13 protein-coding genes and 1 pseudogene are annotated in these 14,123 nt (G+C 51.5%); 7 read left to right on the top strand and 7 right to left on the bottom strand.

Features of this window, described 5'->3' with window-relative positions; translation table 11 throughout:
• Positions 1-5: 5 nt before the first annotated feature.
• From G5574_RS08430 to G5574_RS08405, 6 genes are all read left to right on the top strand, one after another.
• Positions 6-1,355: an aminotransferase family protein gene (locus G5574_RS08430; RefSeq protein ID WP_133745449.1), complete on the top strand. Its 1,350-nt coding sequence runs from the start codon at positions 6-8 to the stop codon at positions 1,353-1,355.
• 11 nt (positions 1,356-1,366) lie between these two features.
• Entirely contained in the window at positions 1,367-2,437 is a 1,071-nt protein-coding gene (pgk, locus tag G5574_RS08425; protein ID WP_164482483.1) for a phosphoglycerate kinase, read from the top strand.
• Positions 2,427-2,894, top strand: a complete 468-nt coding sequence (locus tag G5574_RS08420) for an MFS transporter (protein ID WP_164482482.1) — start codon at positions 2,427-2,429, stop codon at positions 2,892-2,894. The genes pgk and G5574_RS08420 overlap by 11 nt, the downstream gene beginning before the upstream one ends.
• Positions 2,895-3,031: 137 nt before the next feature.
• On the top strand, positions 3,032-3,628 hold the full coding sequence (locus G5574_RS08415; RefSeq protein WP_164482481.1) for an MFS transporter: 597 nt from the start codon (positions 3,032-3,034) through the stop codon (positions 3,626-3,628).
• Between the two features lie 21 nt (positions 3,629-3,649).
• Positions 3,650-6,568: an AMP-binding protein gene (locus tag G5574_RS08410; RefSeq protein ID WP_164482480.1), complete on the top strand. Its 2,919-nt coding sequence runs from the start codon at positions 3,650-3,652 to the stop codon at positions 6,566-6,568.
• 29 nt (positions 6,569-6,597) lie between these two features.
• Positions 6,598-7,185 (top strand): pyridoxine/pyridoxamine 5'-phosphate oxidase, encoded by a 588-nt coding sequence (locus tag G5574_RS08405; protein WP_164482479.1) that lies wholly within the window; start codon positions 6,598-6,600, stop codon positions 7,183-7,185.
• Between the two features lie 461 nt (positions 7,186-7,646).
• On the opposite strand, the gene G5574_RS08400 is transcribed toward G5574_RS08405, so the two are convergent.
• The 6 genes and pseudogenes from G5574_RS08400 to G5574_RS08380 form a co-directional block, all read right to left on the bottom strand.
• Positions 7,647-9,962: a phage/plasmid primase, P4 family gene (locus G5574_RS08400; protein WP_164482478.1), complete on the bottom strand. Its 2,316-nt coding sequence runs from the start codon at positions 9,960-9,962 to the stop codon at positions 7,647-7,649.
• 11 nt (positions 9,963-9,973) lie between these two features.
• Positions 9,974-10,297, bottom strand: coding sequence for a DUF5375 domain-containing protein (locus G5574_RS08395; RefSeq protein WP_164482477.1), 324 nt, complete (start codon positions 10,295-10,297; stop codon positions 9,974-9,976).
• Positions 10,294-10,518, bottom strand: a complete 225-nt coding sequence (locus G5574_RS08390; RefSeq protein WP_064373078.1) for a hypothetical protein — start codon at positions 10,516-10,518, stop codon at positions 10,294-10,296. The genes G5574_RS08395 and G5574_RS08390 overlap by 4 nt, the downstream gene beginning before the upstream one ends.
• The gene (locus G5574_RS24000; RefSeq protein ID WP_425325404.1) at positions 10,515-10,709 is read right to left on the bottom strand and encodes a host cell division inhibitor Icd-like protein; all 195 of its coding nucleotides are present in this window, start codon (positions 10,707-10,709) and stop codon (positions 10,515-10,517) included. Before G5574_RS24000 ends, G5574_RS08390 begins: the two co-directional genes overlap by 4 nt.
• 24 nt (positions 10,710-10,733) lie before the next feature.
• Positions 10,734-11,054, bottom strand: a pseudogene (locus G5574_RS23995) (ash family protein); the annotation flags it as partial.
• A gap of 28 nt (positions 11,055-11,082) precedes the next feature.
• The gene (locus G5574_RS08380) at positions 11,083-11,349 is read right to left on the bottom strand and encodes a helix-turn-helix transcriptional regulator (RefSeq protein WP_164482475.1); all 267 of its coding nucleotides are present in this window, start codon (positions 11,347-11,349) and stop codon (positions 11,083-11,085) included.
• A gap of 538 nt (positions 11,350-11,887) precedes the next feature.
• On the opposite strand from G5574_RS08380, the gene G5574_RS08375 reads away from it, so the two are divergent.
• Positions 11,888-12,160, top strand: a complete 273-nt coding sequence (locus G5574_RS08375; protein ID WP_072404116.1) for an ogr/Delta-like zinc finger family protein — start codon at positions 11,888-11,890, stop codon at positions 12,158-12,160.
• Between the two features lie 273 nt (positions 12,161-12,433).
• Here the strand turns inward: G5574_RS08375 and G5574_RS08370 are convergent, their stop codons facing one another.
• Positions 12,434-14,119, bottom strand: a complete 1,686-nt coding sequence (locus G5574_RS08370) for an AIPR family protein (RefSeq protein ID WP_164482474.1) — start codon at positions 14,117-14,119, stop codon at positions 12,434-12,436.
• Between the last annotated feature and the right edge of the window lie 4 nt (positions 14,120-14,123).

Below are 14,123 nucleotides of genomic sequence, written 5' to 3'. Positions count from 1 at the left end.
GCGTTATGAACAGCAAAACTCAGGATTTTCCTGACAAACTTATTAAGGCGGTTAATATGTATATGTATCCCTTCACTGGCTATAAGCCTGATGTTCCCAGAGTGACTCATGGCAAAGGCATATGGCTCTTTGATGAAAACGGTAAAGATTATATAGACTCCACATCCGGCCCTATGACCGTCAATCTGGGACACTGTCATCCTGATATTATCGCAGCCATGGAACAGCAGCTTAAGCGACTCCATTTTGCGTATCGCTTTCATTTCCGCAGTCAGGAAGCAGAATTGCTGGCCAGCAGGCTGGTTGAACTGTCTGATGATAACAAAGGCTATGCGTTTTTTATGAACAGTGGTTCTGAGGCTTCGGAGGCAGCTTACCGAATTGCGCTTGATTACTTCCGCAGCCAAGGTAATGACAAAAAGACGCTTGCGTTAGGCCGAAGAATTTCCAATCACGGCAACACTATACAGTCTCTGACCTATGGCGATGATCGCGCCCGTAAGGTAAACCTGCTGAATAAGGTGATCGATCCTGCTATCAGCGATTTGCGTTTGCCCCCTTATTACGACCTGCATAAACCTGAGGGGGTTTCATCGGATGAATGGCTTGATACCTGTCTGAACGAAACATTTGAAATTATTGACGGCGTTGGCGCTGAGCATATTGCTTGCGTCTATGCAGAACCCGTTACCGCATCTTCAGGAGGGGTGCTTATCCCGCATCCTGACTATTTCCGTAAACTCAAAGCAGGCTTGGAAGCACGGGATATTCTGCTGATTGCTGATGAAATTGTCACCGGACTTGGCCGCACGGGCGAATGGTTCAGCATGAAAACATGGGAAACGGAATCGGATATAACCGTTATCGGCAAAGGGCTTGGAGCAGGTTTTACCCCCATCTCAGGCGTCATGATTTCAAGACAGATAGGGGATGCGCTGGCCTCGCTGTCTCCCCCCCATTTCGTTGGGCATACCTATTCCGGAAACCCTTTATCGGCTGGCGTTGCACTTGCCGTGCTCGATACGCTGGAAAATAAAATCGGAATGGCGTCAGTCAGGTCTAAAGGGACATATTTTGGCCGTTTGCTGCAGGAGATGGTTGGCGGCGAAAAGGTGGTCGCTGAAATCCGGGGGCAGGGACTGCTCTGGGCAGTCGAGACAACGCTCAGCCGTCAGCGAGCAGACGAGTTTGTGAAAGCCGGTCATCAGGAGGGGATCAATCTTTATCCGTGCCGGTCATCCGGTAAGGATGGAGAAGCTCTGACCTTTTTGTTCACGCCGCCACTCATTATTTCTGAAAAAGAGATGGATGAACTGGTGGGGCGCTTCAGTCGTGTCATGAGTCGTCTGGTATGAGGAGAGCTCCGGTGATCCTGTATAGCGCCGGCATCAATATTTCCTCCGGGGTGCGAATGCACCCCAGAATTAATGAAGATGCTGAGTCGATCAAATCGCTCATGACTGCCCAACAGACCATACTGATATATAACCATCAGGGGGATTATTTCAAGAAAACAGCCGAACCCACCCCGTGGATTGCATCTCTTCTGAGCGAACATTTGCAGCAGCGCGTCCATTATTTCCCTGATTGCGTGGGCCGTAAGGCTCAGGACTTTATTGCCCGTCTGCCAGAAGGGGAGGTAGCGCTTATGGGTAATACGCGTCGTTATCCTGAGGAGCAACAGAACGATGCGACGTTTGCAGCGGAGCTGGCAAAGCCGGGAGATCGCCTGGTGATCGGCGGTTTTTCTAAATTGCACAGAAAAAATGCGTCGAACTGCGCTATCAAAGCGTTCATTCCGTGGTGTTTCTCAGAGGGGGTAAGGTCACAGCTTGAGGAGCTTGAGCAGATACATTCCGCTCTTTACAACCAAAGACCCACCATACTGGTGCTGGGTGGCAACAAAAAGGAGAAGCTGCAGTTTCTCTTTCATCATCCCCGGCTTCGTTATGTTAACCGGGTCATTGCTGGAGGCGCAGTTCTGAACAGTCTGCTCAAAGCACGTGGCATCAGAATCGGGCTGTCTGACTACTTCCCCATGCCTGAAAATGCATCGATTGATCTACCCATATACATACCAGAGGTTCTGATTGTTTGTGATGTTCAAGGCAGGATGGTGCGACGCCCCTTACTGCAGGTTCGTGATAGCGACAGGATTGTGGATTTTATCTTTAGCGAGGAGTTTCTGGCAGATGTAACAGGTCCTGATGACTTTTCATTCTTTGCAGCAGGTCCACTCAGTATACCCGGCAGTCAGTATGCCCATGCGGCATACAGAACACTGAAAAGAAAGAGGATACAGGGGCTTTTCATGGGAGGAGACACGCTGACTGAAACGGAGACATTCTCCTATACCTCATCCGGTGGAGGGGCAGTTCTGCACTTCTTTTCATCGGGCTATGAAAACATCAAATTTCAGGAATCGTATGGTAACTAATTCACTGTCAATTCTAAAACCTGTGATTGCCGTTCATAAACGCTGCGGTAAAGAGTTAGCAGGCACATTTTTTATTCGCCTGATCTATTTTATTGCATGGCCCTATATGGTTCTGGTCTTTCAGCAAGATTACGGACTCAATACGCTTGACACCGGCCTTCTGCTTTTCCTTGCAACACTTACGGCCTTCTTTTCTACACAATTAGCAGGGACGGCCATTGACCGCGGTCATCTTCATGTCGTATTCCCCGCGGCCAGCCTGGCAATGATGGCAGGTCTGTCTCTGCTGTTGGTACAGAGTCTTCCGGCAGCCGTCGCCGGCCTGAACCTTCTGGTTCTCTCTACGCGATGTCTGGAAACCGGCTTCAAAGTCAGCCTGAGTAATAGTGCGACACGTGAACTCGCCGAGAGTGCACACAATGCCAGGTATTACTATGTCAACGTGGGGGGGCACTAGCACCCGCTCTGGTGGCCCTGCTGGGACTACAAGGACGGACTTATCTTCTGTACGGGTCTCTCGTACTGGCGCTGATGACGACGTTATATACTTTTTACTGCCGATCAGTGACAGGCCGAAACGTCAACAGCCCTACGATGTCAGCAAGCCTGAAACGTATTCTGGGCGACCGTTCATTCATGATGTTATGTGTGTTCAGCGTACTTTTTTATATGGTCATGGCCAGTAACGATACTGTTTTACTGATGCTTCTAAGCCAGCAGTTATCTCAGAAAACAGCACTGCACTATTATGCAACTGTGCAGGTAATCAACACGCTCATGGTACTAATTGCATATTTTCCGCTTAATCATGCCTTACGGCATCTTACGATGTCCTTCCGCCTGAAAGCCGCTCTGGGCGTGATGATACTGAGCCAGCTGATGGTTTTCTTTAACCTGCTGCACAGCGAATTGAACGTTGCGGTTTTTGCTCTGATATTCACTTTGGGCGAACTGATAGCAATATCAACATCCAATTTTGCAATGGAATTACTTACGCCATCTGAATTCAAAGGAGGGTATTTTTCATTTTATAACATATATATGACCGGTATGGCCTTAGCGCCGCTACTGGGAGGCGCTTTTATTCATGCCGGCATGGGTGAACACTGGTATCTGGTTACAGTCTCTGCACTGATAATCGCATTGTGGATTTTTAGCAGGATTCAGATCGATAACAAGGCAAATATTTAATAGAGTAAGGTGAGGTATTGTATGCGTTTTTTCAGTCTTCCGCAGGGACAGGACACTGCAATTCTGTTTAAAAATGAGAGCTTCTCACGCGATAGAGTGAGACACCTTACGCACTGTCTTGCTGATAAATTACTTAATCACTGGCCTGTAACACTACACAGAGTGGGCATGCTCGTTGATCCTTCACCACATCAGCAGATAACAGTTCTGGCACTTCATCATGCTGGTATCACCTGCGTGCCTCTGGCTAAAAGTCTGCCTAAAACACGTATCGAAGAAATTACCCGAACCCTTAACTTAAACCTCATCATTACTGATTTACCAAACGATGATGTGCTAGGGATTAGCATTGAACAGCTTTTCGAAGATGTAAATGATTACGATGAAATGGTAATTCCTGCCAACATTAAGGCAGATGCGGAATGCCTGGTCCTCCACACATCGGGAAGTACGGGTGTACCGAAAGCTATTGCGCTTAGCTGGGATAATATTTCCAGCGTGGTGAATGCCTTTACTGAAACCCCAATGTTTGGCTCTTCATCAATAGCAAACCGCATATGCAGTTTTGACTTTTCGGTAATAGAAACGCTGCCTTATCTCTACCATGGCAGACTTCTGCACATCATTGACCAGTCAACCCGAGATTCTCCCCGTTTGCTGGCAGAAGCAATCCTTAATTCTCCAGCAGAAGTGGTAGCTATGACTCCTTCCTGGTTTTACGAAGTAGGGCGCCAGATGGTTACACTTCAGAATGCCAGACCTCAATATGTGCAAAAGAAGATTATTTTTGGCGGAGAAAAGATCAAGTATGCATCTCTTAAAGCATGGTGGGAGACGTTTGTCGGCAGGCACGGCTGCACGGTTTTTAACATTTACGGACCAACAGAGTGTAGCGTTTTTGTCACATGGCATCAGGTGACCGAAGCTGATACTCGATGCCCCGTGGCCAAAATTGGTGAGGCATTTGGCGATAATTCGCTTTGTATATTGGATGAGAATAACCAGAGAGTAACCATAGACGGGCAGCCAGGCCGACTGATAGTCGAGGGAAGATCCGTGGCGATAGGCTATCTGAACACGGCCTCGGATGATCGATTCACTGTTCAGGGAGCTAAACGATGCTATGACACAGGAGACATCGTCTACAGGGAAGGTCACTCATACTTTATAATTGGGCGGGACGATAATCAGGTAAAAGTAAGGGGCTTTCGCATCGATATCGATGAGATTACTCGGAACATTTCAGCAGTTGATCACATCCGAGATGTCCATGTATCGGTATTAAATAACGAGCGTACCGAACACATTGTGGCTTTCGTGACGTCCACTCAACCCGATATTGCCGAAAAAGTCTATGGGCACCTCACACGCCATTTGCCTGAATATGCTCTGCCTAATCACATCTGTCAGGTCGAACACCTCCCGTTAAACCCGAACGGAAAGACTGATGAGCATGCACTCCGTAAGCATTATGATCTGGCACTTGAAGAGAAAAACCTGCGTCTGCTTGCCAGACGCATCCGGTCTTACGCGTTTCCATCACACTACACACTGGGAGACCTGCACCTCACATCCCTGGAAATTGTTGAACTGATAATAGAGCTCGAAATGGCCTATGGCATCAGTTTGCCTACACCGGACAAAACACAGTTGCTGTATGACTTGGCTAAAGAGTGTGAAGCATTACCCCCAACGGCCGTTGCGCACTTTGCGGGTACCACTGTAATACCGACTTCCAGCCGTACACTACCTTCTCAGGGATACTACTGTGACAATTATTTCCGATACCAGATACGTCGGGATGCGGTGTCCGTGACGTTACAGTTTCCGGAGGGATATTCCGAAGAATTGCTGAGAAAAGGCATAAGGGACCTGCTCCACTGTGTTCCTTCACTGCATCTCAAAATTCGGGAGCAGAATGGTGATTTCTGGCAATATGATGCCCCCATCCATGATGAAGCAGAACACTATGAACTGGAGGATTCGACAACAATTCTACTGTCGAAGGATTTTGACTTTGAAGCAGGCAATCTGTTCTATTTTCAGCTAAAAAGTGGAAGTGAGGGGCCTCAACTCACGCTGCATTTCGCGCACGTAATTGTGGATGGTTACGCATGTAGATGGCTCATAAATGCACTACTGACCATACTTGACGGACATACACCATCTCCGGTAACGCCTCTTCATGTATATGCCACCCATACATGGAATCAGCAGCCGGTTGATAAAACGACAATAAATGAATTCTGGGCGCGGCAGTCTGTGCTTGAAAGGCCGACCAAGCTTTTCGGGATGATTCCGGCCACGGTATCTTCAGGATGTACAGAAGGAAGGATGAAATTACTTCTGTGCGATTATCTGCCTGCATCACGACTCAGCCAGTTGCTGACGAAAGCGAATGTTTCGCTACATGCTTTAGTCGCTTATGCAGTGTGGCGCGCGCATCAGGTACTTTGCAGGCTTGACAGGCTGGAATTTCACTCACCTTTAGGAAACCGCAATCGTGAGAATCATGACGTCATTGCAAATATGATTACGATTGTGCCATTCAGTATCAGTCTGCCAGTAGAAGACAGCCTCCTCTGTCAGTTAATTGCAATGGAAAAAGCCATCGCGGAACACATCCGTTTATGCAGGCTCAGCTGGGCTGAGACCGCTGAGCTTACAGGCCGCAGAAGGATCTCACTGATTGTGGCCGAAAGCCCTAAACTCTTCAGTGACAGAAAGCACGGTGTTCATGAAATTAATGTAGCAGGCCCAGTGATCGCAAAAAATGCTCTTTCATTTTTCTACTGTTCCTATCAGGACGGACTGCATATTGACATCAGATATAACTGCTCAGTTGCAGAAGACTCTGTAATTGCCACTATCAGTAAAACCCTGGACAGGGAACTGAAGGAAATAGCTTACAGCCTGATAGACCACTTTCAGTACCAGTAACAATCCCGTTAAGTCAGGAGATAAACTTTATGTCAGAAAAACCTATGGCCAAGTTTCAGGAATGGTGGACAGAGTATAAACGAGATGTGTCTTCTGCCCATCCCGGCGCGGTATGCGTATCGACTGTTTCAGAAAATGGTGCTCCGCGTGCCCGTTTCGTCGGTCTGAAATCAGCTGATGAAGATGGGTTCGTTTTCTGTACCTGGTTCGATTCACCAAAGGGGCGTGATTTAGCCCATAACCCAAAAATCGCGCTGACCTTCTGGTGGGAAGAAAAAGGCTGGCAGGTGAGGGTTGAGGGTAAAGTTGAACATGTCAATGAAGAGGACGCCAAAAAGGAATGGGCTTCGCGATCGCGTGATGCTCAGCTTGCTACACTTTGTTTTAAACAAAGCCAGCCTTTGAATTCGGAAGATGAACTATATGCCATGTATAGCCGAACGCAAACTGAAGCGAGTGACGGACCTGTAGACAAGCCGGAGCGCTGGGGAGGGTACCGAGTAATACCTGAATCGATAGAGTTTTTAACTTTCCGCGAAAATCGCATGCACCTGCGCGAATATTACTCACGCAGAGACCAGTTCACCAGCTGGAATAAAACACTTCTCCAGCCCTGATGACTTATCCCATTTCCGTAGCTCAATGCCAGACTGTGAATTAATTAAAATGCAGTATGGCATTTCTCTGGTCCTGAACTCCTGTTTTCTCCAAAACCTCATCCATGGATCTGCAAGAATTATTAAAAAAATTTATTACTGACCTGCCCCGCTGGTTTAGTACATCAAGCTTTAGAGGTATATGCTTCTGGCACAAAGCGGACTAACAATTTAGCCGGTATCTGCCATGGCGATTCAGACAGACGTCAGCTCCCGGCTGTATCTCCTGTTGTCGGATAACTCACTTAAATCCCAGTGGGCTTAAGGACAGTAAGCCCGCCACTTTTGTTTGCACTGCTCAACGCTCATTTTTATCAGTCGGCGAGTTTATGGTGAACAGAGAAAGCCTGAGCACATCGTTCGCCACGAGTGACATGTGGACTAAAAAAACCGGCTTTCGCCGGCTCAGGTTGTCATGCCGCCTACACGTCGTCGCATTTCGGCAGCCAGTCGGCGCTGCTTTCGTCCCTCAGGCCGAGGTTGGTCTGCATCCCGAGCTTCGTGCGCCGCTTCAGATAGCTTTTGCCATACTCGCGCAGGATGCTCTCCAGCGCCTGGCTGAAGGTTTTCATGCTGAGCGGGTTGCGGTAGCCGTTGGCCTCCATGTACGCCAGATAGGCGTGATACAGGTAGCGCTTCGGCTGCAGGGGCCGGATGCTGGCATTCCCCATGTGCAGGCCGTTCGGCTCGGCGGTCGCAAAGAGATAGCCGCAGAAGTCCACCATCGGGTCGGCGTCGCGCTTGATGCGCATGGCCTCGCCGGAGTTCTGCTGCTGCTGAAGCAGCGCGCGGGCGTCCTGCGGGTTGCTGAAGCGCTGCATCAGCTGTCGCACGATGACGGCCAGCTCTGCCTGTATCTTCTCCTTCAGCTGCGGGTCGCGCTCGTCTGCCGGGATGATTTCCGCGAAGTGCAGGATAACCCGGCGGCGCGACACGCCCCCGCTGCGGTCGGTGAAGCGCATCGGGTTGTTGTTCACGGCCAGAATCACCGCCGGGATGTGCGTGGAGTAGGCGTCGCGGTACTTGGGGTCAACGGACACCGCATCGCCGCCGGTTATCGCCTTGATGCCCGCGCCGTCGCCGCTCCACTTTTCCTGGTCGGGCAGGCGGATGAGCGAATAGCCGATGACCGAGGCGCGCTCGCGCGACGACTCCAGCGTCTCGATGGTGGCCGACACGGCGTTGTCCGTTCCGGCCAGCATGGTGGCGATTTCCGCCATGATGCTCTTGCCGCTGCCGCCGGGGCCGGTGACCTCCAGAAACAGCTGCCAGTCGTAGCGGTTCGCCAGCACCATGAACAGCGCCGCCAGAATCACATCCCGCTTCTCTGCGCTGCGTCCGGCGGCGCGGTCGAGCCACTGCCAGAAGTGCGGCGCGTGGCGCTCCAGCGTTTCGCCCGCCACCGGGCGGGTGTAGTCCACGTCGCTCATGGTGCGCAGCCAGTTCTCGCGCCGGTGCGGGCTGAAGGTGCCGCTGCGGGTGTCGAGCACCCCGTTGCGGAATCCGATGAGCTGGCGCTGCGGCGCGGCCTGCTGGGGCAGCATCAGCTTGAGCGTGTCCACCACGCCCGCCACCTTGCCCGCCGAAAACGGCGCGCGCAGGCGCTGGAACAGCTTCGCCACGTCGCGCCCGAACTGGTTGCCGGAAATCACCTTCCACGCACCGGCCTCATAGCGGCAGAGGATTTCGCCGCTGGCGTCCACGGCCAGATTACGCCCGTAGTGCTCCGCAACGCGCTCCGCCTTCTCGCTGGCGCTCATGGCCGTAAACTCGGCCTCGCTCATGGTGTCGAACGGGCTGGCGGCGGGCGGGGCCGAGGCCTCGCGCAGCGTCTGCCGGGTGGCGTTCTCTCCGTGCGCGGTAAAGGCGTCGTTCCAGTCGCCGAACACCGGCGGCAGGGCAACCGTTGCGTTGCAGGCTGCGGTGGCGTGCTTCGCCTTACGCTGGCCGTCGCCGTTCAGGTCACGGTCGGCGGCAATCACCAGCGGCAGCGTCGGATGCTTTTCACGGACGAGGCCGGCCAGGGAAAGGAGGTTAGCGGACGACAGCGCAATCCACACCGTATCCCCCGTCAGCGCGTGCACGGTCAGCCCGGTGGCGTAACCCTCGGTGAGCCAGATGCGTTTCGGGGTGCCTTTAACGCTCAGGATGTGGCAGGCGCCTTTCACCTGGCCGCCTTTGAGCGTGCGCTTGTCACCGGCGGCGTTAATCAGCTGGACGTTGACCAGCGCGCCGTCCGCGTCGTGCAGCGGCACCACCAGGTCGCCGGTGCGGTAGGACGTCAGCGCCACCTTGTGCGGCCTGGTGAGCGTCAGGCAGGTCTGCTCCGGCAGCCCCTTGCGGGACAGGTAGGCGTTGCCGGTGACTGCCTTCGCGCTGCTGACCAGCTGCTGCGCCAGCGCGGCGGCGGCCGTGCGGGCGGCCTCGTCGTCCGGCTCAGCCGGTGCGGCTTCCGTGACCGGCGGCAGGTTGCCGGTGAGGTCGTTCACGCGCGCGGCGGCCCCGCTCAGGCTGACGCCCAGTGCCTTCTGCACCAGGTCCATGCCGTCACCGGCCCCGCACTGGTTGCAGAACCACGTACCGCGCCCCTCTTTATCGTCAAAGCGGAAGCGGTCTTTGCCCCCGCACACCGGGCACGCCGTGTGCCGGTTCTTCGCCACCTTCACGCCCAGCGCGGGCAGGATGCGGGGCCACTGGCCCCGCGCGGCGCTGGCCGCGTCTGATACGGTCATCTTCATTATGCTTTCCCTCAGTGCAGCGGCGGCGCGTCGTGGATGCGCCCGCAGAGTTCGTCCATCACCACCTGGCCTAAAAAGCTCAGGCACGGGGCGGCCTTCAGCGGCCCGGCGGTCAGCAGGTCGTCGAGCAGCGCGCAGGCAATCTCCAGCCCGCGCGTCCGGCCGTGCTGGCGCAGGTAAAAGCCCTCCAGTTCGGTCTCAATGGCGCGCTCCAGGCGGGCCAGCGTCAGGCCGGAATGTCGCTTTTGTTCGCGGCACAGGGTGAGCCAGGCGCAGGCCACCGCGCGGCGGGACAGCGCGGCGCGCAGCTCAGGGGACAGGGTGCGTGCGTTCATGCGCCGACCTCCCCGTTCATCCAGCCGTCGCGGCAGCGGGTCACCACGTCATCCAGCTGGCCGGTGATGAGAAACAGCAGCGAGGCCAGCTGTTCGCTGTCGGCAGGCTCCGGCGGTGTGCAGCAGTCGCGCAGGGCCGCCGCGTCACAGGCCAGACGTCCGGCGTTGCGCAGGTGCTCCAGGCGGGCAAGGTCGTCAAGGGTAATGGTGGCGTGATTCATGCGCGCACCTCCGTGACCGGCAGGCGGGCAGCAAAGGCCAGCACACAGTCGCGGGCCAGCAGCTGGCGGGCGGCGCGTTCGGTGGCGGCGGTGGCGCGCAGCATCTGCACGCGGGCATGACGCTCACAGCGGCGCACGGCGGCGAACACAAAGACAAATTCTGAATGCGGGGAAATCGGGACTGTAGTCACAGGGGCAAACTCCTTTGTTAGCTTTTTACAGCTACCACCAGAGTTCCTACGCTCAGGGGTGGTAGCCCGGACGGGGGTAGGAATACCGGCAACAAAGGAAACCGGCCAGCCCGAAGGCTGCCCCGCCCGGGCCACCATTACGCAGACGGCACAGCGGAAACAAAACCGCCGCCCGAAAAATGGGTGCACATGGGCACAGACACAAAAAAAGACGCATGGCGCGTCTGGTGTCGCCTTTGTTTCGCTCGGGTTCCTACGCCCGGCTGCCGATTTTGCGACAGCAAAAACACTGTACCAGGGAAGGCCCCCGGCGCGCAAGCCGGGGCAAGCAAAGAAATGCAGCATGACGGAGAGTCTCAGCGGTGGGTGAAGGTCATCCCGCACGCCCCTGACTCCGGGCGGCGATGCGTTCGTTCATCCAGGCGTTCACCTCGCTGGCCGCCCACGCGACGTTCTTGCCGCCGAGCGAAATCTGCGAGGGAAAGGCGTCGCGGCTGATGAGGTCGTAAATCGTCGAGCGAGACAGGCCGCAGACGTGAATGACCTCCGGCAGTCGCATAAAGCGCTCCTGCACCGGCGGCGCGTAAGGGGCTGACGGGGCCGCCGGGGCGGAAGATGGTGCGGTTAAAACAGTGTGCATGGGCTACCTCTCGTTGATTCCATACAGAGCCGGGCGGATACGTCCGGCATCGGGCAGCTCTGTATTCTGAGCATATTTTTGTGGGAATCAACAAGGCGGGATTGTGTCACCACCCTTACAAAATGGTCATTTACTGCTCATGTAAAACGAATACAAACGAATAAAAACGTATAGAGACGAGGTAAAACCAGGACTTAGTTTCTGGCTATTGAAAGTGAAAGATCAAAAGGAAATAACGCTGATGAATGTCCGGTGGGCTTTTTTAAGACGGTGAACGATGGTGAACAGTGGGTGAAGGATTCTTTTTAAACTGTTCACCCTCTAATTTACTGTATTACTTATTTTTTTCTCTCTGGTGAAGAATAGTGAAGGATTTATATAAAACTAAAAGCTGAGTAGTGGGTTTCGTGAGACCTTTTCCTGGCTGGCCAGAAGAAGGGCTTTTTGTCTGAGTCGTCACACAATGTCATCCGGTGGCACCGCCTGTGCCAGCTCCGGCACAATTGACTGACTGAAAACGACCAGACAGGAAAACGAAATGGCCCTGAAATGTCCCGAATGCGGTCAGGTGGCTCATACCCGGACCAGTTCTTATGAAGCACCGTCCGTAAAGCGCACCTGGTACCAGTGCCGGAACCTTGACTGCTCCTGCACATTCACCGCGCTGGAGAGCGTTGAGAGAATCATCATGAAGCCCGGCAGGCCTGTTGCCACAGAGGCAGAGGTGAAGAACGGCACGGTACGTCAGCCGCAGACGCTTGGCCGGTACGGCTCAGCCTGTTCCCGCAGGGACCGGCACGCACAACCCTGAAAGAAAAAAGACGGCCAGAAACATCTAATGCCCGGCACCTGCCGGGCTTTTTTATGTCTGTTGCTTGAGTGCATGACTATGCTGCATGAAATCGCATGAGTTTCCGGCACCTGAAAACGGCAGCAAAGGCCAGCAGCGGTGCGGCCCGGAGCCACTCATGCAGGTGCATGAAAAACGCTGCATAAAGTGCGCAGGCGTGGCGGGGCTACGAGTGCGCGCAGGGCGTCATTACCGATGAGTTAGTTGTAAGCACCACCCCTTACCATCATAGTTTTATAGGCTGGCTAATATGGCTGGAGTCAAAGCCGCGCCTTTAGCAACCTGATCATTGCCTCCTAACATATTGTAGTGAGATAAGACAATGCCGAGGCTTTCGTTAAATATAGCTTCATCGATTAAGATCTGATTAGCTGAAAATAATGCATCTAATATGTTATCTTTGGTTTTGAGATATTTTATTGCCGCAGCCATGGCTACATAGTATTTAATATTTGTGGTGGTTTTAGGGTCGGGGGAGTAATGTTCACTCTCAGTTTTCAAAAACGCCTCTGTGGCTTTTATGATTAATATCACCTTAAGGTATGTGTCGATATTGATATCTAAGCTGAATATTTTTTTATATTCAATGTCTGAGTTTATAAGAGTGGATGGACGAGCTCTTGCGCTGTCTGGTCTAAATAAAATGATAGTCATCATAGCTTGAGCTAAATATGCTATGCTGATTATTTTAGATGCTGGCTTTCCAAGGTTTTTGTAAAAGTTTTTCTTTCTATCATAATAAAAATCATTGGCTTTCAAGTAATCTTCAATATTTCGGTGTATTTCATCAGAGCTTCTAAGTGACGCAGGGAGTATGGCTGTTTGACTATTAGTTGCACGAATGATTCTATCGCGAGCTTCTTCATTTTCCTCACAAATAACTCTGATTAATATTGAGCGTGTTTCGTCTTTAGAATTATCAGTGCTAGAGAAATGTCGGTATATCTCATGAGAAGTTTGCAGCCCATTGACAATTTGTGGATCTTCAATTGTTAACTGTTTCCCTGCGTTAACTGCTTTAGGTGTGATGATGGTTACGCCATTATTTAGATACCAAAAATCATCAGAATTAATATTTTGTAGTGTGAGGCGAATTCCTGTATTTACAGTTACACTTCCTTGATAATCTCGCACATTAGATTCAAATATACTTCGAGCCAGTGCGCCATTGTCACTTACAAATTTGTAGTACTGTGTTAAGGTTGCCAAGCAAATATAACTACCTGCAGATGTACTAATTGGTTGTTCTGATATTTCCAGTGTTCGCGAACTTGCAGGTATATTTCTACTCATCTCCAGCAGGGTTGTGGCACCAATGAAATGGAAATCAAAAACTGAGCCACTAAATAACTTGTGTATGTCATCACGTAATTTATTTGATTTATCAACTACGTTATGATGTATTTCCGATTCAATTCCTTGTGTTGCATAAAAAAACTTTATTACAATTTTAGGAAAGGTTTTGGCAAGCTTTGAGTAGGCGTCTCTAAAAATGTTCACTTTTTCTAGAAGGAGAGAATTATAACGCTTTTTAAACTTCTCAAGATCATTTCCTAAATCGAATAAATCCTGAACAGTTTCTCTAAACTTAATAATAGCATCTTCTTTAAAATTTAATGATGTCTTAGATTGGATTATTATTAGTTCAATATGATTTCTTCTCATTTGAGTATTAAGCTGAGTATCTTCCTTCTGCAATTCGCCATTTACAAAAGTGAAAATAGAATCAATGCCACCGTCACCGCCGTTACCTACAATTCCATAGTCAATGTCATCATAAGTCACATCATAATCTTTAAGTATTTCAGTAGCTGAATAGACTTCAAAAAACTCAGTGTCTTTTATATTTGTACCCAATTCATTTTTTTTATCCTTGAGGATTTGCTCAAGGATTATTTGATCGTTAGTCTTTTTTGACATTCTA

Origin of the sequence: Pantoea stewartii (assembly GCF_011044475.1) — a bacterium.
Taxonomy (GTDB): Bacteria; Pseudomonadota; Gammaproteobacteria; order Enterobacterales; family Enterobacteriaceae; genus Pantoea; species Pantoea stewartii.
Note: the sequence above shows the minus strand (reverse complement) of the source record. Positions and strands in the feature narration are given on the sequence as shown.